The following is a 22,072-nucleotide window of genomic DNA, read 5'->3' as shown; positions in this document are numbered from 1 at the left end:
CCACCTTATGTGAGTAATGTTTGGACAAACCTTCTGGCATCTTTGTCCACTTCACGGATCTCCTGAAGGCTAGGCTTCGCAATCACCTGATGACGCTCCAGCGCTTTTTCAATGATATCTTCGATTTGCAGGAAGGTTATGCGCCCTGACAAAAAAGCTGCAACGGCTTCTTCGTTGGCGGCATTTAAAACCGTCGGCATTGTGCCGCCGATTTTGCCTGAATCATAGGCGAACCGCAAGCAGCGGAACCTTTCGAAATCAGCTTGGGCAAAATTCAGCCGGCCGACTTTCCACAGCTCGAGAGATTCTGCCTGATCAAACGGCAGGCGCTCCGGATAGCTGAGCGCGTATTGAATCGGCACTCTCATATCAGGTGTGCCGAGCTGGGCGATGACGCTTCTGTCATGGAATTCGACCATTGAATGAATGATGCTTTCCTTGTGTAAAAGCACGTCGATCTGTTCATAAGGCAGATCGAAAAGCCAGTGCGCTTCAATGACCTCGAGTCCTTTATTCATCATTGTAGCCGAATCAATCGTAATTTTTGCACCCATCGACCAATTTGGATGGTTGAGGGCTTCCTCGACTGTTACGCCTTCCAGCTCCTGTCTCGTTCTGTCTCTGAAGCTTCCGCCGGAAGCCGTGATGACGAGCCGTTTCATCTGCTTAGGATTTTCGCCTTGAAGACATTGAAAAATCGCAGAATGTTCACTGTCGACGGGAAGCAATGGAACATCGTATTGTTTTGCATGTTCTTTCACTATATGTCCGGCTGTTACAAGAGTTTCCTTATTTGCAAGCGCAATTGTTTTTTTATGCTCAATCGCCTTTAACGTCGGCAGGAGGCCGATGCTTCCGACGAGTGCATTGACTACGATATCCGCTTCCGGAAAAACGGCCGCTTCAATTAAGGCCTCTTCCCCGACTCCCATTTGAAAGGTATAGGAGAAGGAAGACTGTTTTAATGTTTCATATGTACGCTCATCACCGGCCGCTACATATTGGGGTTTAAACGCTTCGATGATCTCAGCCGCTTTTTCAACATTTTTTCCGAACGCCATCGCCGTAAGCCGAAACTTATCGTTGTGGGCTTTTATCACATCAAGCGTCTGTTCTCCGATGGAGCCTGTTGCCCCCAAAAGACATATGTTCTTCAAAATTGCCGCACCTCTGTTTCTTTCTAGCTATCAGTTCACTTCTATATCATAGCCCGAACGGCTGAAAAAGAACAAGCAAGAAGTATAAAACCGGCATGACAAATAAAAAGCTGTCAAAGCGGTCGAGCATTCCGCCGTGCCCGGGAAGAATCCGGCCGGAGTCTTTCACATGGTAATGCCGTTTAAACGCAGATTCAGCCAAATCGCCGATCTGACCGACGATCGATAAAAGCACCGTGATCAGCAGCACGAATAAATACGAGTGCGGGAAGCCTGTTGCCGCCTGGTAGACTGCCGAGAAGACGACCGCCGTGAAAATGCCTCCCCAAAAGCCTTCAATCGTTTTGTTGGGGCTGATCTCAGGCCATAGCTTGCGTTTTCCCAGCGCCTTTCCGATAAAATAAGCGCCGGAATCCGTCGACCAGACGACGCCGATCGCAAAAAAGACGTAGCTGAGACCGATGTTCCTGATTTCAATGAAATAATAAAAACCGAATCCGATATAAATCGCAGCCAGCGCCGCGAAGGCCGCCTCATCAAAGGAAAAAGAGTTTTTGCTGAGCACGGTATACGCCAAAAGCAGCAAAACGGCCAAAAACACGATTTCTCCCTTGGTGATGGCGAAATCCACCGTCCCGCCAAATTGGCTTGGACATAATAAAATCCCCAAAAGCAGCAGGCTGATGATGCCCGGGGCGCTTAAAAGCTTCATTCCTTTCATTCTTAAAAGCTCAAAAAGGGCCAGTATGCCCATCGCGTAGACTAGCAAGGTGAACGGCAGCCTGCCGACAATCACGAGCGGTAAAAAAATGGCCGCTGCCAAGACACCCGTCAATATTCTCTGTTTCATCTGCACCATCCTCTAAATTCCGCCAAACCTTCTCCCGCGACGCTGATATTCGCCGATGGCCTGAAGGAAATGAACCTCTTTAAAATCAGGCCACAGCACATCGGTAAATAAAAACTCACTGTACGCGAGCTGCCAAAGCATAAAATTGCTCAGTCTGATCTCACCGCTTGTTCGAATCAGCAGATCGGGATCTTGCAACGTTTCTGTCATGAGATAATCAGAAAACAGCTTTTCATCGATTTCTTCAATATTTACGTTTCCTTTTTTCGCCTCTTCGGCGATTCGTTTTGCAGCGTTGGCGATTTCCGCGCGCCCCCCATAGTTCAATGCAAAATTAAGAATAAGGCCGTCGTTGTTTTCCGTGTCGCTGATGGCTTTTTCAACCGCACGGATCGTATGGGGAGGCAGACCGTTTTTATCACCGGTAATGCGCACCTGGACATTCTCATCGATCAATTCAGGAAGATACGTGTTGAGAAATTCTTCAGGCAGCTTCATCAGAAAATCAACCTCAAGCTTTGGACGTTTCCAGTTTTCCGTGGAAAAAGCATATAAAGTCAATGCTTTGACACCCAGTTCGTTCGCGAGCTTTGTTGTCTCCCTGACCACCTTCATGCCTTCATGATGACCCGCTATGCGGGGCATGGCACGTTTTTTTGCCCAACGGCCGTTCCCGTCCATAATAATGGCGATATGTTCAGGAATTTCTCCCTTTAAAATATTTTCTTTTGTGTAACATTCCATGTTGGAAGCCGCTGAATGCTGATTCTTCCAATTTTTGAGTATATTGAGCATGAGATTCCTCCATCACCCAAAAGGTTGCTTTCCTGTTATATCCTGCTTGATAACAACAGTATTAACAAAAAAACCCCCTGTAAACATGAGAGGGTCTTTTCACTATTATCTATTGTACAGAGTTTTTCATTAAACTTCCATGATTTCTTTCTCTTTATCTTTTGTGATCTCATCAATTTTTGACACATATTCATCTGTCAGCTTTTGCACGTCTTCTGTTGAAGAGCGCAATTCATCCTCAGTCATTTCACCATTTTTCTCTAATTTTTTCAGATCGTCGTTCGCATCGCGGCGGATGTTGCGGACGGCTACTTTGGCGTCTTCAGAGTATTTTTTGACAAGCTTGGCAAGCTCTTTTCTCCGCTCCTCTGTTAAAGGCGGAATGGTGATGCGGATAATGCTGCCGTCGTTTGTCGGTGTGACGCCCAAATCGGCTTTTTGAACCGCTTTTTCGATGTCTCCGAGAGCTGTTTTGTCATACGGTGTGATGACGAGCATACGCGCTTCCGGTACGGTAATGGAAGCAAGCTGGTTTAAAGGCGTTTGAGCTCCGTAATATTCGACTGTTACTTTGTCGAGCAGCGACGGATTCGCACGTCCGGCACGGACAGTGGCCAATTCACGCTGGTATGCCGCTACAGCTTTTTCCATCCGTTCTTTTGTTTGATTCATCACTTGATTTGACACGTTATTTCCCCCTTACGATTGTTCCGATTGGTTCGCCGAATACGGCTTTTTTGATATTTCCTTCTTCCATAATGGAAAAGACGATCAGCGGGATGTCGTTGTCCATACAGAGTGAAGAAGCGGTCGAGTCCATGACGGCCAAACCTTCTTTCAACACGTCGAGATAAGACAATTTTTCATATTTTACGGCCGTTTCATCCGTTCTTGGATCCGCATTGTAGACGCCGTCAACATTATTTTTGGCCATCAAAATGACATCGGCCTCGATTTCAGCCGCCCTCAGCGCTGCTGTCGTATCCGTTGAGAAATATGGATTGCCTGTCCCGGCGGCGAAAATCACGACACGCTTCTTTTCAAGATGGCGAATCGCTTTTCTTCTTATGTATGGCTCAGCGACCTGCCGCATTTCTATCGATGTCTGCACCCTTGACTGAACGCCGAGTGTTTCAAGGCTGTCTTGAAGGGCGAGGGAATTCATGACGGTTGCAAGCATTCCCATGTAATCCGCCGTTGCGCGGTCCATTCCCAGATCACTTCCGGTTTTTCCGCGCCACAGGTTGCCGCCTCCGACAACGACTGCCACTTCAACGTCAAGCTCTGCGATTTCTTTCACCTGCTTGGCGATGGACTGGATCACAGTCGGGTTGATGCCGCTTCCCTGCTCACCCGCAAGCGCTTCTCCGCTAAGCTTTAATACGATACGATTATACTTTGGTTTTTCCATAATAACCTCCAAGTGCATGCTTGCCGTTATTTATTATGCAAGAGAAAAAAAGGTTTGTAAACTGTTTTAAAAATAGGGACACAAATTGTGTCCCCTATTTTCCTTGAAAAGATCGTGCCGCACTGCTTTGGCAAGCGCTTTTCAATCTTATTTTTTCACTTGGTTCATAACTTCTTCAGCAAAGTTTTCTTGGCGTTTTTCGATTCCTTCACCGACTTCGTAGCGGACGAACGTTTCAACTGTTGCGTTTTTCGCAGCAACGACCTGCTTCACTTTTTCATCCGGATTTTTAACGAATGCCTGATCAAGGAGGCAGATTTCTTCAAAGAATTTGTTCAGACGGCCTTCAACCATTTTAGCCACGATGTTTTCAGGCTTGCCTTCCTGAAGAGCTTGCTGAGTCAGGATTTCGCGCTCGTGGTTTGTTTCTTCTTCAGACACTTGGTCGCGGGAAATGTAGCGAGGGTTTACAGCCGCAACGTGCATCGCGATGTCTTTCGCTGTTTCTTCGTCAGTTGTTCCGTTTAGAACGGTTAAGACGCCGATTTTTCCGCCCATGTGAAGGTAAGCACCGAATGTTGCGTCATCGCCTTTTGTCAGAACAGCGAAGCGGCGAAGCGTGATTTTTTCACCGATTTTTGCAACAGCGCTTGTGATGTGTTCTTCAACAGTTGAACCGTTGGCCATTTTTTGAGCCATAGCGGTTTCAAGGTTTTCCGGCTTTTCGGCAAGAATGTGATCGGCCAGTTCATCTAAAAGTGTTTTGAAGCCTTCGTTTTTCGCAACGAAGTCAGTTTCAGAGTTCACTTCTAAAATCACGCCTGTGTTGCCGTTTGTTTTTACAAGAGTCAGACCTTCAGCGGCGATCCGGTCCGCTTTTTTCGCAGCTTTCGCGATTCCTTTTTCTCTGAGAAGGTCGATTGCTTTTTCCATGTCGCCGTCAGTTTCAGTTAACGCTTTCTTGCAGTCCATCATGCCTGCACCCGTTTTTTGGCGAAGTTCTTTTACCATTTGTGCACTAATTGCCATTTTGATTTTCCTCCTTATAATCCAACAAAATATGTAAATTTTTATCTGGTGAAAAAAAAGGTGATAAAAGGCAGTTCCCCCTTATCACCTTTTGATCAGGTTAAGCAGTTGTTGTTTCAGTTGTTTCTGCTGCTGTCTCTTCTGTTTCGGCTGTTTCTTCACCTTGTTTTGCTTCCAGGATCGCATCTGCCATTTTAGAAGTAAGCAATTTAACAGCGCGGATCGCGTCGTCGTTCGCAGGGATGACAACGTCGATTTCATCCGGATCGCAGTTAGTGTCAACGATTCCGATGATCGGAATGTTCAGTTTGCGAGCTTCTGCAACAGCGATGCGCTCTTTGCGAGGATCGATGATGAACAGTGCGTCAGGAAGCTCTTTCATGTCTTTGATTCCGCCGAGGAATTTTTCAAGACGCTCTAATTCTTTTTTCAATTGAACGACTTCTTTTTTAGGAAGTACGTCAAAAGTGCCGTTTTCTTGCATTTTTTCGATATCTTTAAGGCGTTTGATACGCTTTTGGATCGTTTCGAAGTTTGTTAATGTACCGCCGAGCCAGCGTTGGTTGACATAGTACATTCCAGAACGTTCTGCTTCTTCTTTAACGGAGTCTTGAGCTTGCTTTTTCGTACCGACGAAAAGGATTTTTCCTCCGTCAGCTGCAAGGTTTTTCGTAAAGTTGTAAGCTTCCTCAACTTTTTTGACCGTTTTTTGAAGGTCGATGATGTAGATGCCGTTACGCTCCGTGAAGATGTAACGCTTCATTTTTGGGTTCCAGCGGCGCGTTTGGTGGCCGAAGTGAACACCAGCTTCAAGCAATTGCTTCATAGAAATGACTGACATGTGATTTCCTCCTATATGATGGTTTTTTTCCTCCGCTTAGGTCATTTTTATGCAGGACTGCACGCGTCTCGCACAGCACCGCTTGCATAAATCGTTAAGCGTGTGTAATTAACACCATGGATTAATATATCATAAGCTTCCCGGACAATCAAGAATCGTTTTTCAGCTTTCCGCGAAATTTTAACAATAGCTCGATTTCCGTTTTTCCGCTTTTTAGCCGCCTTGCGATTTCTTCGGGTGAAAAGCCCTGCTCATGCAAGGCTGCGGCTTTTTCTTCTAAAGAGTCCGAGTCGCCGCGCTCTTCCTGATTCAGCTCATCCTCCGCCCTTTCCACTTCATCAATCATAGATTCAATGTGAAGCGGCAGATCGTCTGTTTCTTTTGCTTCCGCGCGCTCGGCATCCGATTCGTCCGGGGCATCCGGCTGGTGTTTGTCCGCTTGCTGCGGCCCGCGTTTTTCCGCTTGCTGAAGGTCCCTGACAAGCTTTTCATTTTCGTCTTTCAGCTCGATCAGAAACGCGGTCAGCGTATTCTCCGTTTCTTCCAAAAGCTGTTTCTGCTTTTTTTCAGCGTCCTTAAAAGCGCCGAGCCTCATGTAGAGAATGATGACAAAATAGATCAGTATACCGTGGAGCATAAAGCTCGCAAGCCATAATATTGTTGACATTTTTTTCACTCGCTAACCATGGATTTTAAAAAGTCTTGTAAAGAAGTTCTCCCCGCGGCTTTAACCCGGAGGCCCAGCCTAAAAAATGCTGCCGGCAATGCCAGCAGCCCATGAATTATTGTACCACTTTATCCAGCAGATGCTTCAATTTAAAAAGCGCCTTGGAGTGAATCTGCGAAATGCGGGAGGTCGATAAATTCAGCACCTGTCCGATTTCCGTCAGCGTCAGCTCTTCCTTGTAGAATAAGCTGATGACAAGCTGTTCCTTTTCGGAAAGCTCGTTTATTTTTTCTGACAGCTGGGATATCAGTTCGTCTTTGATCATTTTTTCTTCAGGGGTGCTCGTTTTGTCATCCCGTATCATGACCTGGACATTCTCACCGTCTTCATTGTCGTGAAGCTTTTCATCTATTGAAAGGAGATTTGCAAAAAAACCCTCATTGATCGTCGTTACGACATCCTGTTCCGTCATTCCCAATTCAGCCGCGATTTCGCTCGGTGATACGTTTCTTAAATAGCGCTGTTCAAGTTTTTCAATCGCAGCCTCGACTTTTTTTGTTTTTTCCCGGGATGTCCGCGGAAGCCAATCTTCTTTTCGAAGGCCGTCGATAATAGCGCCTCTGATTCTGAAAGAAGCGTATGTATCGAATTTCAAATCTCTCCCCGGATCGAATTTTTCAAGGGCGTCATACAAACCCAGCATGCCGAGGCTCACCAGATCATCTTTATGCACAGACTTCGGCAAGCCGACGGCGATCCGGCCGACGTGGTATGTGACAAGCGGCATATAGCGGCGGATTAAATCATCGCCGGCCTGAGGGTCTTTCCATTCTTTCCACCGCGACCAAAGCATCTGATCTTCGTAGTTCAAGGATTGCATCTTTATCCCCCTAAATTGCTTTTTAAATCGTCGTTATACCTTGTTTAACAGTGCGGATGACAAGCTCCGCGGTCTGCGGATCAAACTCGATGGTCCTTCCGCTGTTTCCGCCTGTATCCTCGCTTACAATCGGAATATTCAAGAGAGATAGATGTTTTTTTATCGCCAACACATTTCTTGGCCCGACTTTCATCAAATCATTTGTCATCTTAAATTTAAACATCTCGGCTCCTCCGGCCATTTTTGCTTTCAAGGCGAATTTCCGGCAGCCGGCTTCAAGCAGCATATCAACCGTTGCCGCAACGGCCGTGTCGGCATATTTCGCCAGATTGATATCCTTCGTCTTGGAAAGGGAAGAATCGGGAAGCATGACATGGACGAGTCCGGCCGTTTTTGCTTCCAAATCATAAAGCACGAGTCCGACGCATGACCCGAGGCCCGACGTCCTGATGCGGTCTGGAGTGCGGACGATCTTTACATCGGCAATGCCCACTCTGATAATGGAAGTCTCTTTTTCTATCATTTTCATAGCGCGGCACCCAATGAATGGAAGAGCTTTTCAAACGAATCATAGTCAGGTAAAAGGAATAAATGCGCTTTTACCTTCCGATTGTTCTCTTCATCAAAAATAGAGTTGTCAATGACAATCACCTGATCTCCGACCTGGCTGAGCTCGATCAGCCCTTCGCTGATGACGGCTCCGAACATATCCAGCGTAAGCTCGGGAACGCTCGGATACATTTGCCGGTTTGTCAAATCGGCGAGAGCCGTCAAATATGACCCCGCCATAATATTGCCCAGTTCATGAAGGGCGGAGGCTCCTATATCATCAGGAGTCATGCAGTCAATGTCGAATTCCGGATCGCCGACAAGCTCCCTGATCAATTGTTCCGCCTCCGAAAAAGGCATAATAACGAACATGGAGCCCGGGAAATCCCCCTCCATCCGCAAAAAGATGCTGGCGACGGGAAGGTCTGCGCCGCCGAAGAAATTCACCAGTTCATCGAACGACAGCAGCTTGACAAACGGCACTTCCATCTCGATTTTCCTGTTCAATAAATGTGCCAAAGCAGATGCCGAATGGCCCGCTCCAATATTTCCGACTTCCCGTAAAATATCAAGATGCTCTTCTTTAATTCCGTTAAAAATGTCCATCACAGGCTCCTTATTTCTTAGCGTTATCGGAAGCTGAAGCAAGGCTTGACTTCCTGTTTAAAACGGCTTCAGAGTCAATCAGGTTGAGAAGTCTTTTGCCTTGTTTGACAATCCCTTTTATCCATTGTCTGCCGTCTTTCCCAACCGTTTCAGGAGCTGATTCAATCTCCTTTTCTTCGACCGTGATGACGTCGTTTGCCTCATCTACGACCCAGCCGACTTCAATGCCCTGATGGGTAATGATGATGATTCTCGTTTCGTCAGTGATCGCGTCACCGGGCGCTTCGATCCGTTTTCTTAAATCGATGACAGGCGTGACAACGCCTCTTAAATTAATCACGCCGCAAATATACGGTTCGACTCCGGGAACCCTTGTAGGCTGCTGCCATTTTTCGATCGACATGACTTCTGAAACAGATATGGCATATTCTTTATGATTCACTTTGAAAACAATCATTTTTTCACCGGTGGTAGTCTGTGTGGTCAAGAGGATCGCTCTCCTTTCGCTTATCTATTTAATAAGGGCATTGCAATCGATGATCAATGCGACTTGTCCGTCTCCTAAAATCGTTGCTCCTGATATCGCAAAGACGTTTGTTAAATAATCGCCGAGCGATTTTAACACGACTTCCTGCTGCCCGATAAAAGAGTCGACGACAAATGCAGTCAGCTTGTCTCCTTTTTTGACGACGATGGCGTGGAGCTGGTCAAGATCATCTGCCGAATCCTCAACATTAAACTGCTCTTTCAGGTAAACCACCGGTACGATATGGCCCCTGAAATCAATCACTTCGCGGTCATGCGTGAACAGAATGTCTTTCTTATCAATGACAGCCGTTTCTATAATAGAAGAAATCGGGATCGCGAACGTTTCTTTTTCAAGCTTGACAAGAAGCACGGAGATGATCGAAAGCGTCAGCGGAAGCTGGATTGAGAAAAGCGATCCCTTTCCTTCGGTTGAGGTAATGCTGACAGATCCCCCCAATGATTCAAGCTTGCTTTTGACGACATCCAGGCCGACGCCGCGTCCGGAAATGTCCGAAATCTGATCCGCGGTTGAGAATCCCGGCGCAAAAATCAGCGCATCGATTTCATGGTCTTCAATCGTCTCTGCATCGCGTTCAGTAATGACGTTCCGCTCGAGCGCTTTTTCGAGCACTTTTTTGCGGTTGATGCCCGCTCCGTCATCCTCAACCTCGATAAAGACATGGTTTCCGCTGTGGTAAGCTTTCAGTGTGACTTGCCCTGTTTCAGGCTTTCCGTTTTTGACCCTGACTTCAGGCGCTTCAATGCCGTGGTCAAGGCTGTTTCTCAACAGATGGACGAGCGGATCGCCGATTTCATCAATCACCGTCCGGTCAAGCTCTGTTTCCGCCCCGAAAATGGTGAGCTCAATCTTTTTGTTCAGTTCCTTCGTCAGCTGACGGACCATGCGTGGGAAACGGTTGAACACAGTCTCCACAGGGACCATTCTCATATTGAGGATAATCGATTGCAGATCTCCGGAAATTCTCGTCATTCGTTCGACGGTTTCCGTTAACTCGCCGTGGTCAAGCTCTTTGGCAATCTGCTCAAGCCGTCCTCTGTCGATGACAAGCTCTTCAAAGAGGTTCATCAAAGAATCGAGACGGTCGATGTTGACGCGGATCGTTTTCGTTCCTCCGCCCGCCGCCGGTTTTGCCGGCTCTTTTTTGCCGTTCGACTGCTTCGGTTGTTTTGCCGGTTTTTCCGGTTTTTCCGGTTTCTTCTCCGTTTCTTTCGGTGCGGCTTCTTTTTCTTCGGCAGGCTTTTCATTTTCAGATGGCGCAATGTCGATTTTCAGCTCTGTCACTTCGACTTTTTCAATTTCTGATACACCGTTGACTTTGTTGAAAATTTCCTGTTTATCATGCTTGCTTAAAAAGCAAATGACAAATTCGGAGTCAAAGTCTTCTGATTCAAGCACTTCCGTTTCCGGAATCGTTTTGACGACCTCGCCGATTTCGTTCAGCTGTTCAAATACCATGTAGACGCGGACGCCTTTAAGCAAGCAGTCATCTTTAAGAGAAACCGAGATTTCGTAGCAATTAAAGCCTTGCTCCTCCGCTTCTGCGATAACCGTTCTTTGAAATTCGTCATAGGACCATTTCGATTTGGAAGATGCTGCTTCAGGCGCTTCGGCTGCTGCCGCGGTTTCTTTGTTCGCCCCTGTCACGTCGAGCTTGGCGCAGACTTCAGAGACATCCCTTTTTCCGTCGCCTCCTTCAATGATCGACAGGACGATGGCTTCAAGATCGTCAAGCGCTTCAAACATGACATCCATCCATTCCGAAGTAATCGTCATTTCCTCATTCCGGATGGCGTCCAGCACGTTTTCAAGGCTGTGCGTCAAATGCGCCATATCTTCAAAGCCCATCGTGGCGCTCATACCTTTTAGCGTGTGGGCCGCTCTGAAGATATCGTGGACAAGCTGCAGATCTGATGGATTTTTTTCGAGTTCGAGCAATTTTTCATTACAGGTTTGCAAATGTTCTTTACTTTCTTCAATAAAGACGTCTAAATATTGGTTCATATCCATATGAGTCACGCCCTCTCTTTCTTCATATACGTCATAATAGCTGCAGCAATTTCATCAACATGCTTGATTTCATTCGCCAGTCCGTTGTTTATGACGGCTTTGGGCATTCCAAAGACGACGCAGGATTCCGCGGATTCAGCAATCACTGTCCCGCCCGAATGTTGTAAGAGGCTTTTGACGCCTTCGGTTCCGTCGCTTCCCATCCCCGTCATGATCACGGCGATTTTGTCAAAACTCTTTAGCGGCGCCAGCGAGTTGAACAGATAGTCCACAGATGGTTTATGGCGGCTTACTGTATCACGGTCATCAAGTGAAATCACCAGCTCGCCCTGCTCAAGGTGCACTGCCATGTTTTTTCCGCCCGGCGCAATATAGACGCAGCCGTCTTGTGCTCTCTCGCCGTTTTCAGCCTCCTTCACGGTTACTTCTGAGAGGTGGTTCAGCCTGTTTGCAAGGGAAGCCGTAAACCCCGCCGGCATATGCTGAACAACAAAAACAGGCGCCTTCAATGTCTTGGGTAGCTTCGGCAGCACTCTTTGGAGGGCTTTCGGCCCTCCCGTTGACGTACCGATGCAGACAAGCTGTTTGGCGCTTCCGGAACGGGCGGGACGGATCACGCTTTCTGCGACAACCTCTTGATGGGCTTCAGGCTTTGGCTTTAGCGCCGGGGCAGGCCGGGCCTTCAGCTTCGTCCGGCCGGCTGTCAACACCTTTTCAATCAGTTCTTCCCGCACTTTGTACAAATCGACCGAAATCGATCCTGACGGTTTTGCGACAAAATCAATCGCTCCAATCTCCAGGCACTCTATGGTAATCTCAGCCCCCCGCTGGGTCAGGCTGGAAACCATGATGACAGGAAGGGATTCTTTGGCCATGATTCTTTTCAATGTTTCTTTTCCGTCCATCACAGGCATTTCGATATCCAATGTGACCACATCCGGGCGGAGCTCCTCAATTTTTCGGAGCGCTTCCTCCCCATTTCTTGCCGTTCCTGCTACAGCAATCTGATGATTGGATGTTAAAAACTTGGTGATCATGTTTCTCATAAAAGCAGAGTCATCAACGACAAGAACACGAATCATGTTGCATTACCCCTTCTCAAAAATGAAGATAGTTTATCGATAAACGACCGGCTGCCTTCTTTTTTCGCTGTGCCGGCCTCAAGCAGCGAATCCGCCAAAAGGTAAACCGCCCTGCTCAGTTTGGAGCGCGGGTGTTTGATCAAAAACGGCTGCTGCTCAACGACTGCTTTTGAAACGAGAGAATCCTCAGGGATCGTCCCGGCGTATTCCAATTGCTGCTGCAAAAAGGCGGTTACCGTGTTTGAAAGCCGCGTATAGGCGGAAATTCCGTCTTTCTGGCTGATGCAGCGGTTGACGATGACCTTCAGCTTAAGCTCCCGCCCATTTAATGCCAAATGTTTGATTGCGCTGTATGCATCCATAATCGAAGTCGGCTCAGGGGTTGTGACAATCAGAATGTCATCCGCCGACAGGGCGAATGGCAGCTGATCTTTTGACAAGCCTGCTCCCATATCAAACAAGACATAGTCAAAATGTGAAAGAACAGCCGACAGTTCCTTCAGAAAAAACGCCCATTTCTCCCGATTTAATTCGAACATCGTATCGAGCCCGGTCCCTCCGGAAATATAGCTGATGCCTTTTGGGCCTGTTGACAAAGCGCGGTGAAAAGGCATTTGCTGATTCAGCACATCCATGATGGTATAGCGCCCCTGCCGGCCAAGCAGAATGTCAATATTGCCCATTCCGACATCGAGATCGATCAAAAGAACTTTTTTTCCTTTGTCGATGAATGCAAGAGCGGTATTCAGAGAAACATTTGATTTCCCGACGCCCCCTTTTCCGCTCATCACCGCCAGTGTTTTCGCTTTTTTATGATAAACGGCCGGTGTCTCGGCAAAGTGCTCTTCCATTCGCTTTCGCAAGCTTTCCGCCTGATCCATGTTCAACACCCCGTAAGCAGTTTCGCAAAAGATGCATTTGACATGTAGCGGATATCTTCCGGAACGTTTTGGCCGTTTGTCATGTAGCCGAGACCGATCTTCGAGTCAGCCAGGAGATTCATGACGCTCCCGAGTGAATCGGTTTCATCCACTTTCGTAAAAATCAGCTGATCGATCGGAACGCTCGAAAACTGCCTGACAAGCTCCTTCATATCCGAATATTTGCTGGTTGCGGACAAAACGAGAAACGCCTGAAGCCCCCGGTCAAACGGAATGATGTCCTTCAGCTCCTTGACGTACTGCCCGTCTTTAAAATTGCGGCCCGCCGTATCGATGAATACATGGTCAAAATCGGCGAATTTTTGCTGGGCTGCTTTAAATTCCTCTTGCGTATAACACACTTCCAGCGGAGCGTTTAACAATTCAGCATACGTTTTCAACTGTTCGACGGCCGCAATCCGGTACGTGTCTGTTGTAATAAAGGCGATCTTCCTGTTCTCCTCCAGCACTGAGGAAGCCGCAAGCTTGGCGAGGGTCGTCGTTTTGCCGACTCCTGTCGGTCCAAAGAGAACGACATATTTCGAACGGATCGCCATCTGCTCCCCCGGGTTTTCCGGAAGAAGCTCTGCCAAAGCATCGGTTACACGGAGAAGCGCCTTTTCTTCCGTCCATTCTTCCCCTTCTCGGAAGGATGAGCTGATCAGACGGCTAAACGCTTTCGTACGGACGGCTGCCGATACCCCTTGTTTCGTCAGAAGCCGATCCGCCTGCTTCAAAGGCTCCGGAAGAACATCGACAGGCTGTTCATGCTGCCGTGTTTCCAGCAATTCTTTCAGCTCTTTCACCTGATTGGCCAATTCTAGCTGCACCGGTTTTTCAGGCGGAGTGCCCGGATTTGGAAAAGCTGCCTGAAGCTGCTGCCGCCTCGGTTTTTGCCTGTCGGAATAGTCTTGATCAACAACAGCTATCACTTCAACGCCTTGTTTTTTGACAAGTCCGAGAAACCTTCTTGTTTGAATCTTTTTAGAGTTTAAAATGACGGCGTCTGTTCCAAGCTCATGTCTAATTTGTTTTGTGGCTTCCTGCATCGAACCAGCTACAAATTTTTTGATCTTCATTGAATATCCACCACTCCGATACTTTGAACTTCTACATTGGCCTCCAGTTCGTTATAAGAAAGAACCGGGAGATCAGGGAAATACCGTTCCAAAAGCTGTTTGACATACATTCTGACCGGCGGTGAGCAGAGGAGGATCGGCACTTCCTGCTTTAATGAAAGCTGCTCGATCTCTCTGGCTACAGATTGAATGATATTTTCCGATATTGCCGGTTCGAGAGATAAGTAGTTGCCGTGTTCAGTCTGCTGAATACCTTCAGCCACCGCCTTTTCAACGCGCCCTGAGCAGGTCACGACCTTCAGCATTTCGTTTTCTTTCGCATACTGGGCGGTAATCTGCTTGGCGAGAGACTGCCTTGTATATTCTGTCAGCATATCTGAATCTGTCGTCAATTTTCCGTAGTCGGCCAATGTTTCAAAAATCGTGACCAGGTTCCGGATGGATACTTTTTCTTTCAAAAGTTTTGCGAGCACTTTTTGAACATCACCGACAGACAGCGGATTCGGCGTGACTTCCTCGACAAGTACCGGATACGATTCTTTCAAATGATCGATGAGCTGTTTTGTTTCCTGTCTGCCGAGCAGCTCATGCGCATGCTTTTTGACCTGCTCGGTAATATGGGTCGACACGACGGAAGCCGGATCGACGACCGTATACCCGAGCATTTCGGCCTGATCTTTTTGAGATTCGGGTATCCATTTAGCCGGGAGGCCAAAGGACGGTTCAATCGTATCGATTCCTTCAATTTGATCATCCTCGCCCGTCGGGGACATCGCCAAAAAGTGATCGAGGAGAAGCTCGCCTTTCGCCGCTTCATTTCCTTTGATTTTCAGACGGTACTCATTCGGCTGCAAGGCAATGTTATCCCTGATTCTGACGACCGGGATGACGAGCCCGAGCTCAATTGCAAGCTGCCGTCTGATCATGACGATCCTGTCCAAAAGATCGCCGCCCTGATTTGCATCAGCCAGAGGAATCAGCCCGTAGCCGAATTCGAATTCGATCGGGTCAATATCAAGGAGATGTACGACGCTTTCCGGACTTTTCAATTCATCCACTTCGGCTTCTTCCTCTAAAATGTCTTCCACTTTTTCTTTATCTTCTCCGGCCTTGGAAAGCGTATAGCCGCCAAAAGCAAGAAGCAGCGCCAACGGACCTGTCAGCAGAAGTCCGATCGGCGTGAAAATTCCAAGCGCAAAAATCGTTCCCGCCGTCACATACAAAAGCTTTGGATATGCAAACAGCTGGCCTGTAATATCATGGCCAAGGTTGCCGTCTGACGCGGCTCTTGTCACGACGATACCCGTTGCCGTCGAGATCAGGAGCGCAGGCAGCTGTGATACAATGCCATCCCCCACAGACAGCAATGTGAAGTGGGATGCCGCTTCCTGAATGCTCATCTGCTTTTGCAGCATGCCGATGACAATCCCGCAAAGTACGTTGATGAGGACGATGATGATCCCTGCGATGGCATCACCTTTGACAAATTTGCTGGCACCGTCCATCGCTCCGTAGAAATCTGCTTCGCGCGCCACTTTTTCACGGCGGAACTTCGCTTCCTGCTCTGTCACCATTCCGGCGTTCAGATCGGCGTCAATGCTCATCTGTTTTCCGGGCATGGCATCAAGGGTAAACCTCGCGGCAACTTCAGAAACCCGCTCCGCCCCTTTTGTAATGACGATAAACTGGATGATGATCAGTATGATAAAGACGACAAGACCGACTAGCACATTGCCGCCGACAACGAATGACCCGAACGTCTCGACGACCTTTCCCGCATCACCGTTTGACAGGATCGAACGCGTCGTTGAAACGTTGAGCCCCAAACGGAACAGCGTAAGCAGCAGCAATAATGAAGGAAAAATCGAAAATTGCAGCGGTTCTTGCATGTTCATTGTGGTGAGAAGCACGATTAACGCAAGAGAAATATTCACGATAATTAAGACGCTCAACAACCATGGTGGAAAGGGAATAATAAGCATTGCCACAATGAGGACAACGCCGGATAAAACTGATAAATCTCTTGCTGACATGCTGTTTCTCTCCTTTTAAAACTAAAAAATTCATATTTTTTGCTTTGCTTTATATACGAAAGCCAAGATTTCGGCAATGGCCTTAAAAAATTCTTCCGGAACGGCCTGGTCAATCTCAACCTGATCATAGAGCGCTCTTGCCAGCGGTCTGTTCTCGACCGTCATGACGTCATGCTCTTTTGCAATCTGTCTGATTTTCAGGGCCATCAAATCGACCCCTTTCGCCACGATAAACGGCGCATCCATTTTGTTTTCGTCGTATTTAAGGGCGACGGCATAATGGGTCGGGTTCGTGATGATGACGTCTGCCTTCGGAACCTCTTGCATCATGCGGCGCATCGCCATTTCTTTTTGCTTTTGCTTAATTTTGGACTTGATTAACGGATCGCCCTCGGTTTTTTTGTATTCATCTTTGATGTCCTGCTTCGACATTCGAATGCTTTTTTCATAATCAAATTTCTGATAAAGGTAATCAAGCGCCGCAAGAAAAATCAAGGCGACCGCCGCTGACACCCCCATCAAAAACGCGAGCCAGCCGACATATGACAAAGCCTTTCCGGGAGCCAGAAGGGGAATTCTGAGAATGTCCCCGAAGTTTTGCCACAGAACTGCGAATGTCACGGTCCCGACGACAACGATCTTCAAAATCGATTTCAATAGTTCAACGATCGCCCTGATGCTGTAAATCCGCTTGAATCCTTTAAGCGGGTCCAATTTCTTGAGATCGGGTTTGACCACTTCCGGCGCAAATAAAAATCCCACTTGCAAATAGTTGCTTAACACCCCTGAGATAAGGGCCGCAACCATGACCGGCGCCAAAATCATTCCGGCTTCAAGCGCCAGATCCCCAAACAGTCCGGGAATATTGGCCTCCGTCACCTTCAACATGATCAGCTCTTTATAATATCTTTCGATCAGACCGATCAAGCGGTCCCTCATAAAAGATCCGAAAAACAACAGGGACAAAAAGACGATGAAGAGCGTGACGGCCGTATTGACATCTGCGCTTTTGGCAACCTGTCCTTTTTTTCTCGTCTCCCGCCGCTTTTTCGGCGTCGCTTTCTCCGTTTTTTCACCTGAAAAAAATTGCAAATCCAACGTCAGCTTCATCATGCCACCCCAAGCAAACTTAATAGATCTCTCATGGTCCGAATGGCAAATTCGAATACGTGTTGCATCATGCTGAACATTACCGCCATACAGATGATGAGCATGATAAAGGTGACCGCGATTTTCAGCGGAAGCCCGACGACAAACACATTCAGCTGCGGCACTGTTCTTGCCACAATTCCCAATGCCAAATCGACTAAAAACAGGCTTGCCACAACAGGTGCAGATAATTGAAAAGCCGTAATAAACATCGTGTTGAAGCTTTTCGCTATAAATTGGGCAAACTGTTCATTTCCAAACGCCAGCCCGAAATGATCGACCGGAATATATTGATAACTGTAATAAATCCCATCAAGCAACAGATGGTGCGCATTCAGGCTCAGCATCAGGAGCAAAGCCATCGTGTGCAAAAATTGACCGACAAGCGGGCTTTGCGCCCCTGTCTGGGGATCAATCACGTTTGCCACCGCAAACCCCATCTGAAAATCAATGAACGAGCCGGCGATTTGGACGGCCGCCATCATCATGTAGGCGATAAGCCCGAGGAGAAGGCCGACAAGCGCCTCTTTCATGACCAAAAGCATGTAAAAGCCGTCTACATCAAGATGGGGAGGCTTCTCAATCGTGCTGAAACTGATTAGCGCAAGAAAAAATGCAAAACCTATTTTATGAATGGCAGGAACTGTCCGATAAGAAAAGAGAGGCGCCGTTACATAAAATGCAGTGATCCTGACAAACACAAGTAAAAAAGCTGGAAATAATTCAATCATTGACATGTTGATGCTACCCTGCAAAACGATTTAAATTAGAGAACAGCTCAGTCGCAAAAGACAAAATCGTCGACAGCATCCACGGCCCAAAAATGACGAGCCCCACCAAAACGGCGACAATTTTCGGTATAAATGCCAGAGTCTGTTCCTGTATTTGGGTCGTTGCCTGAAAAACGCTGACGATCAGCCCCACTGCGAGAGCGAGCGCCAAAAGCGGCCCGCTGACGAGGAGCGTCACATATACCGCTCTTTCAGCAATCGATATAACAAATTCCGAATTCATGTTTTAGCACCTACTCTAAAAGCTTTGCAGCAAAGATTTCACAATTAAATACCAGCCGTCTACAAGAACAAAAAGCAATATTTTAAACGGCAGCGAGATCATGACCGGAGGAAGCATCATCATCCCCATCGACATCAGAACACTCGCCACTACCATATCGATAATCAAAAACGGAATAAAAATCATAAATCCCATTTGAAATGCGGTCTTCAATTCCGAGATGATAAACGCGGGCACCATTGTTGAAAGCGGAATATCATCAATGGATTCAGGCGTTTTCATCTTCGTGTAATTCATAAACAGCGCCAGATCCTTCTGTCTCGTATGCTTGCTCATAAACTCTTTGATCGGGGCCTCGGCTTTCGTATAGGCCTCATCTATGCTGATTTTGTTATCCATTAAAGGGGTCAGGGCATCTTTATTAATCTCTGAAAATGTCGGCCCCATAATGAAAAAGGTTAGAAATAATGCGAGTCCGATCAGCACCTGGTTTGGCGGCATCGACTGCGTTGCCAGTGATGTCCGTACAAAAGACAAAACAATGACAACCCTTGTAAAGCACGTCATCATGATCAAAATCCCCGGAGCGATCGAAAACACGGTTAACAGCAGCAGGAGCCTGACGCTGGCGCTGACATTTGCCGCATCGCTTGAATTAAATAAATCAATAAATTCATTCATGTTGATTTTGGCCTTTCTTTCTGCCTTTTGCATGGTTTTGTTTCAATTCCGAAAGCTGCGCTTTCAATGATTCAGAAAAAGAAGGTGCGTCCCCTCTTTTTTGCGCTCCTGAAACCTTGACTTGATCCACCCATTTTTGCCATTCGATTTTGCTGTTCATCGCAGCCTCGTGCTGAGCGAGAATATCTTTTACATCCTCTTCGTCATCGATCTCTTTCAAAAGCTGGATGTTTTCGCCGACTCCGACGACAAGCACCTTGTTCCCCACTTTCACCAGCTGTACGGACCTGTTTTGTCCGAGAGCCGTTCCGCCGATGTTTTCGACATATTGAAAGGGTTTTAACAGCTTGTTTCGCTTATTCATGAATTTGACCAATGCGTAAATCAGAAAAATCACGAACAGCAAAGCGCCGATCATTTTGACAAAATCAAAAATGGATACGGAAGGAGACGGGGTTTCTGTCTCCGTCTCTTCCTTAAGAGAATTGCCGCTTGTTTTCTCAGCCTTGTCTTTTTCTTTCTCCTCTTTCTTATTGTCTTTGCCTTTATCAAACAGCTGATCGACCGTCTGATCGCCGGATTCCTCTGCATGGGCGGGGACGTGCGGCATGGCGAGAAAAAGAAGCAGACAAATGCCGGCTATGAACATAAAAGATTTCTTCACCAAGTTGTACACCCTTTAGTCCAGCGTTTTATTGATCGCTTCCATGACGCGGTCGGCCTGGAACGGTTTGACGATAAAATCCTTTGCCCCTGCCTGGATCGCGTCGATGACCATCGATTGCTGCCCCATCGCTGAACACATAATGATTTTCGCTTGCGGATCGATTTCCTTGATTTCTTTCAGGGCGGTAATCCCGTCTTTTTCCGGCATGGTAATGTCCATCGTCACCAAATCCGGAGAATGCTCTTTATATTTTTCAACAGCCTGGGCTCCGTCTTGAGCTTCAGCGACCACTTCAAAGCCGTTTTTCACCAAAATATCTTTAATCATCATTCTCATAAATGCTGCATCATCAACTACTAAAATCTTATAAGCCATCTTAATCTCTCCTTCATCAATCTGTTGTTATCGTAATTTACTGATTCGCTCTGCCTGACTTAATATGTCTGTTACCCTGACGCCGAAGTTCTCATCGATGACGACGACTTCCCCTTTTGCGACAACCCGCTGGTTGACGAGGATGTCCACAGGTTCTCCCGCCAGTTTGTCAAGCTCGACGATGCTGCCTGTCGACAGTTCCAGCACCTCTTTGACGCTGCGGTTTGTCCTTCCAAGCTCGACCGTCACAGATAAAGGAATGTCCATCAGCATGTCGAGATTATTCAAATGAGGCTGTGCCTCAGGCTGGGAATCAAAAGGCGCAAATTCGGCCGGTGTAACCTGTACAGGCTCAGAAACCTTCGCCGTTCCCTGCCTTTTAGGCGCAGGCTCCTGTTTCGGCCTTGCCGCTTGAGGCGCGGCGGCCGGTGCAGGCTGCTCCGGAGCGGACGGTTGTTCCTCAGCCGGTGCCGCTTCGTCTGCCGGCTTCGTTAATTCATCAATCAAATCTTTCGCAAATGTAATCGGGTAAAGCTGCATAATATGGGAATCGATCAGCTCCCCGACTTTCAATCTAAAGGATACTTTGACGAGCGGGTCCTCTTTCGGGATCTGCTCTGTCCCTTCCCCTTCCTTTACATCAAGAAGATCCACCTCAGGCGGGGAAATATCGATCTTCTTGCTGAAGACTGTCGACATGGAAGTCGCGGCTGAACCCATCATTTGATTCATCGCTTCCTGCACGGCGCTTAAATGAATCTCGCTGAGTGAAGGATCGGCGTTGGTCCCGTCTCCCCCCATCATCAGGTCGGCGATGATCGCGGCGTCTTCCTGTTTGATGACAAGAAGGTTGTTTCCTGAAAAACCTTCTGTATAGCTCACACCGATTGATACATAAGGATGAGGAAATTCATCGCTCAAATGGCTTTTTTCAATTACCGAAACGGTCGGTGTTGTAATTTCTACTTTCTGATTTAACAACGTGGACAAAGCTGTTGCAGAGCTCCCAAAGGAAATATTGCCGATTTCCCCGATCGTATCCTGCTCCATCGGGGACAATCCTGATTCCGGCTGCTCTTCATTATTGTCATCGCCGCTTTTAAGCAGCGCATCGATTTCATCTTGTGATAACCTATTGTTATTCTCCATATTCTTCACCTCTTATGTCGTGATCTAGAATTTGAATCGCAGTTTTTCGATTCATTCGGCCGGCTTGTCCTAGAAATTTCGGTTTATCTCCGACCAAAACAGTAAGAGGTTCTGCTACTGATTTGTCCAAAGTGATACAATCTCCAATTTCTAAATGTAAAAACTCTTCAACTGTTAATTCCGATGATCCGAGTTCTGCGACAATTGGAATTTGCGCCGTCATAATCCGCTTTTCTATCGACTTTGTTTCCTCCGGTTTTGGCTCAATTCTGTCGGATTGCATCCAATAATGGACGGAAAGCTTAGGAATAATCGGTTCAAGAACGACGTGCGGGATGCAAAGGTTAATGACCCCGCTGATATCTCCTATTTGCGTGTTTAACGAAATGACGACGACCGTCTCATTAGGAGAAACCATTTGCACAAACTGCGGATTCACTTCAAAATCGGACATTTCCGGCTCAATTTCCGCGATCGATTCCCAAGCGTCTTTGTAATTCGTCAGACAGCTTTCAAATAGATTGGACATGATTTTCGTCTCAATTTCCGTCAAGCTGTCAATTTTGTTATGGCTCGAGCCG

Annotated in this window: 25 protein-coding genes; all 25 read right to left on the bottom strand. The window is 47.3% G+C overall.

From position 1 onward, the window contains the following. Positions 1-5 precede the first annotated feature (5 nt). The gene (dxr, locus tag BTR1S_RS13825) at positions 6-1,157 is read right to left on the bottom strand and encodes a 1-deoxy-D-xylulose-5-phosphate reductoisomerase (protein WP_006638141.1); all 1,152 of its coding nucleotides are present in this window, start codon (positions 1,155-1,157) and stop codon (positions 6-8) included. Positions 1,158-1,203: 46 nt separating this feature from the next. Further along, positions 1,204-2,007, bottom strand: a complete 804-nt coding sequence (locus tag BTR1S_RS13820) for a phosphatidate cytidylyltransferase (RefSeq protein ID WP_006638142.1) — start codon at positions 2,005-2,007, stop codon at positions 1,204-1,206. Between the two features lie 12 nt (positions 2,008-2,019). Then, the gene (uppS, locus tag BTR1S_RS13815; RefSeq protein ID WP_006638143.1) at positions 2,020-2,802 is read right to left on the bottom strand and encodes an undecaprenyl pyrophosphate synthase; all 783 of its coding nucleotides are present in this window, start codon (positions 2,800-2,802) and stop codon (positions 2,020-2,022) included. Positions 2,803-2,931: 129 nt separating this feature from the next. After that, a complete protein-coding gene (frr, locus tag BTR1S_RS13810) occupies positions 2,932-3,474 on the bottom strand; it encodes a ribosome recycling factor (protein ID WP_269154373.1) in 543 nt (180 codons plus the stop codon). Between the two features lie 16 nt (positions 3,475-3,490). After that, entirely contained in the window at positions 3,491-4,213 is a 723-nt protein-coding gene (gene pyrH / locus BTR1S_RS13805) for a UMP kinase (RefSeq protein WP_006638145.1), read from the bottom strand. A 147-nt stretch (positions 4,214-4,360) separates the two neighbouring features. Continuing rightward, positions 4,361-5,242 (bottom strand): translation elongation factor Ts, encoded by an 882-nt coding sequence (gene tsf / locus BTR1S_RS13800; RefSeq protein WP_006638146.1) that lies wholly within the window; start codon positions 5,240-5,242, stop codon positions 4,361-4,363. 100 nt (positions 5,243-5,342) lie between these two features. Further along, positions 5,343-6,083, bottom strand: a complete 741-nt coding sequence (gene rpsB / locus BTR1S_RS13795) for a 30S ribosomal protein S2 (protein WP_006638147.1) — start codon at positions 6,081-6,083, stop codon at positions 5,343-5,345. A gap of 148 nt (positions 6,084-6,231) precedes the next feature. After that, positions 6,232-6,750, bottom strand: a complete 519-nt coding sequence (locus tag BTR1S_RS13790; RefSeq protein WP_029419101.1) for a DUF6115 domain-containing protein — start codon at positions 6,748-6,750, stop codon at positions 6,232-6,234. Between the two features lie 115 nt (positions 6,751-6,865). Next, the gene (locus BTR1S_RS13785; protein WP_006638149.1) at positions 6,866-7,630 is read right to left on the bottom strand and encodes a FliA/WhiG family RNA polymerase sigma factor; all 765 of its coding nucleotides are present in this window, start codon (positions 7,628-7,630) and stop codon (positions 6,866-6,868) included. 22 nt (positions 7,631-7,652) lie between these two features. Further along, positions 7,653-8,159, bottom strand: a complete 507-nt coding sequence (locus BTR1S_RS13780; RefSeq protein WP_081605379.1) for a chemotaxis protein CheD — start codon at positions 8,157-8,159, stop codon at positions 7,653-7,655. Beyond that, on the bottom strand, positions 8,156-8,785 hold the full coding sequence (locus tag BTR1S_RS13775) for a chemotaxis protein CheC (RefSeq protein ID WP_006638151.1): 630 nt from the start codon (positions 8,783-8,785) through the stop codon (positions 8,156-8,158). Before BTR1S_RS13775 ends, BTR1S_RS13780 begins: the two co-directional genes overlap by 4 nt. A 10-nt stretch (positions 8,786-8,795) precedes the next feature. After that, positions 8,796-9,272, bottom strand: a complete 477-nt coding sequence (locus BTR1S_RS13770) for a chemotaxis protein CheW (protein WP_006638152.1) — start codon at positions 9,270-9,272, stop codon at positions 8,796-8,798. A 24-nt stretch (positions 9,273-9,296) separates the two neighbouring features. Beyond that, a complete protein-coding gene (locus tag BTR1S_RS13765) occupies positions 9,297-11,342 on the bottom strand; it encodes a chemotaxis protein CheA (RefSeq protein WP_029419100.1) in 2,046 nt (681 codons plus the stop codon). A gap of 5 nt (positions 11,343-11,347) precedes the next feature. Continuing rightward, positions 11,348-12,424: a protein-glutamate methylesterase/protein-glutamine glutaminase gene (locus BTR1S_RS13760; protein ID WP_006638154.1), complete on the bottom strand. Its 1,077-nt coding sequence runs from the start codon at positions 12,422-12,424 to the stop codon at positions 11,348-11,350. Then, entirely contained in the window at positions 12,421-13,305 is an 885-nt protein-coding gene (locus tag BTR1S_RS13755; protein ID WP_006638155.1) for a MinD/ParA family protein, read from the bottom strand. The genes BTR1S_RS13760 and BTR1S_RS13755 overlap by 4 nt, the downstream gene beginning before the upstream one ends. A 2-nt stretch (positions 13,306-13,307) precedes the next feature. Further along, complete coding sequence (gene flhF, locus BTR1S_RS13750; RefSeq protein WP_029419098.1) at positions 13,308-14,423, bottom strand: flagellar biosynthesis GTPase FlhF; 1,116 nt, start codon at positions 14,421-14,423, stop codon at positions 13,308-13,310. Further along, positions 14,420-16,456 carry a flagellar biosynthesis protein FlhA gene (gene flhA / locus BTR1S_RS13745; protein ID WP_006638157.1) on the bottom strand — a complete coding sequence of 679 codons (2,037 nt, stop codon included), beginning with the start codon at positions 16,454-16,456 and terminating at the stop codon, positions 14,420-14,422. Before flhA ends, flhF begins: the two co-directional genes overlap by 4 nt. Before the next feature lie 30 nt (positions 16,457-16,486). Then, entirely contained in the window at positions 16,487-17,566 is a 1,080-nt protein-coding gene (flhB, locus tag BTR1S_RS13740; protein WP_029419097.1) for a flagellar biosynthesis protein FlhB, read from the bottom strand. Further along, positions 17,566-18,342 carry a flagellar biosynthetic protein FliR gene (gene fliR, locus BTR1S_RS13735; protein WP_006638159.1) on the bottom strand — a complete coding sequence of 259 codons (777 nt, stop codon included), beginning with the start codon at positions 18,340-18,342 and terminating at the stop codon, positions 17,566-17,568. The genes flhB and fliR overlap by 1 nt, the downstream gene beginning before the upstream one ends. 7 nt (positions 18,343-18,349) lie before the next feature. Continuing rightward, on the bottom strand, positions 18,350-18,619 hold the full coding sequence (gene fliQ, locus BTR1S_RS13730) for a flagellar biosynthesis protein FliQ (protein WP_006638160.1): 270 nt from the start codon (positions 18,617-18,619) through the stop codon (positions 18,350-18,352). A 15-nt stretch (positions 18,620-18,634) separates the two neighbouring features. Then, positions 18,635-19,300, bottom strand: a complete 666-nt coding sequence (gene fliP, locus BTR1S_RS13725) for a flagellar type III secretion system pore protein FliP (protein WP_006638161.1) — start codon at positions 19,298-19,300, stop codon at positions 18,635-18,637. Further along, positions 19,293-19,964: a flagella biosynthesis regulatory protein FliZ gene (gene fliZ / locus BTR1S_RS13720; protein ID WP_006638162.1), complete on the bottom strand. Its 672-nt coding sequence runs from the start codon at positions 19,962-19,964 to the stop codon at positions 19,293-19,295. The genes fliP and fliZ overlap by 8 nt, the downstream gene beginning before the upstream one ends. A 15-nt stretch (positions 19,965-19,979) precedes the next feature. After that, a complete protein-coding gene (gene cheY / locus BTR1S_RS13715) occupies positions 19,980-20,342 on the bottom strand; it encodes a chemotaxis protein CheY (protein WP_006638163.1) in 363 nt (120 codons plus the stop codon). 27 nt (positions 20,343-20,369) lie between these two features. Next, positions 20,370-21,491, bottom strand: a complete 1,122-nt coding sequence (fliY, locus tag BTR1S_RS13710) for a flagellar motor switch phosphatase FliY (RefSeq protein WP_006638164.1) — start codon at positions 21,489-21,491, stop codon at positions 20,370-20,372. Beyond that, positions 21,481-22,072 (bottom strand): FliM/FliN family flagellar motor switch protein (locus tag BTR1S_RS13705; RefSeq protein ID WP_029419096.1); only part of this gene is annotated, 592 nt, incomplete at its 5' end. The genes fliY and BTR1S_RS13705, both read right to left, overlap by 11 nt.

Origin of the sequence: Bacillus sonorensis NBRC 101234 = KCTC 13918 (assembly GCF_001592005.1) — a bacterium.
GTDB classification, from domain to species: domain Bacteria; phylum Bacillota; class Bacilli; order Bacillales; family Bacillaceae; genus Bacillus; species Bacillus sonorensis.
The sequence above is the reverse complement of the archived record's forward strand: the minus strand, read 5'-3'. Positions and strand labels throughout refer to the sequence as shown.

Coding starts and splice junctions, on each gene's coding strand:
- BTR1S_RS13820 (WP_006638142.1), bottom strand. CDS start 2,007: ATGAAACAGAGAATATTGACGGGTGTCTTGGCAGCGGCCATTTTTTTA.
- uppS (WP_006638143.1), bottom strand. CDS start 2,802: ATGCTCAATATACTCAAAAATTGGAAGAATCAGCATTCAGCGGCTTCC.
- frr (WP_269154373.1), bottom strand. CDS start 3,474: ATGAATCAAACAAAAGAACGGATGGAAAAAGCTGTAGCGGCATACCAG.
- pyrH (WP_006638145.1), bottom strand. CDS start 4,213: ATGGAAAAACCAAAGTATAATCGTATCGTATTAAAGCTTAGCGGAGAA.
- tsf (WP_006638146.1), bottom strand. CDS start 5,242: ATGGCAATTAGTGCACAAATGGTAAAAGAACTTCGCCAAAAAACGGGT.
- rpsB (WP_006638147.1), bottom strand. CDS start 6,083: ATGTCAGTCATTTCTATGAAGCAATTGCTTGAAGCTGGTGTTCACTTC.
- BTR1S_RS13790 (WP_029419101.1), bottom strand. CDS start 6,750: ATGTCAACAATATTATGGCTTGCGAGCTTTATGCTCCACGGTATACTG.
- BTR1S_RS13785 (WP_006638149.1), bottom strand. CDS start 7,630: ATGCAATCCTTGAACTACGAAGATCAGATGCTTTGGTCGCGGTGGAAA.
- BTR1S_RS13780 (WP_081605379.1), bottom strand. CDS start 8,159: ATGAAAATGATAGAAAAAGAGACTTCCATTATCAGAGTGGGCATTGCC.
- BTR1S_RS13775 (WP_006638151.1), bottom strand. CDS start 8,785: ATGGACATTTTTAACGGAATTAAAGAAGAGCATCTTGATATTTTACGG.
- BTR1S_RS13765 (WP_029419100.1), bottom strand. CDS start 11,342: ATGGATATGAACCAATATTTAGACGTCTTTATTGAAGAAAGTAAAGAA.
- BTR1S_RS13760 (WP_006638154.1), bottom strand. CDS start 12,424: ATGATTCGTGTTCTTGTCGTTGATGACTCTGCTTTTATGAGAAACATG.
- BTR1S_RS13755 (WP_006638155.1), bottom strand. CDS start 13,305: ATGGATCAGGCGGAAAGCTTGCGAAAGCGAATGGAAGAGCACTTTGCC.
- flhF (WP_029419098.1), bottom strand. CDS start 14,423: ATGAAGATCAAAAAATTTGTAGCTGGTTCGATGCAGGAAGCCACAAAA.
- flhA (WP_006638157.1), bottom strand. CDS start 16,456: ATGTCAGCAAGAGATTTATCAGTTTTATCCGGCGTTGTCCTCATTGTG.
- flhB (WP_029419097.1), bottom strand. CDS start 17,566: ATGAAGCTGACGTTGGATTTGCAATTTTTTTCAGGTGAAAAAACGGAG.
- fliR (WP_006638159.1), bottom strand. CDS start 18,342: ATGTCAATGATTGAATTATTTCCAGCTTTTTTACTTGTGTTTGTCAGG.
- fliQ (WP_006638160.1), bottom strand. CDS start 18,619: ATGAATTCGGAATTTGTTATATCGATTGCTGAAAGAGCGGTATATGTG.
- fliP (WP_006638161.1), bottom strand. CDS start 19,300: ATGAATGAATTTATTGATTTATTTAATTCAAGCGATGCGGCAAATGTC.
- cheY (WP_006638163.1), bottom strand. CDS start 20,342: ATGGCTTATAAGATTTTAGTAGTTGATGATGCAGCATTTATGAGAATG.
- fliY (WP_006638164.1), bottom strand. CDS start 21,491: ATGGAGAATAACAATAGGTTATCACAAGATGAAATCGATGCGCTGCTT.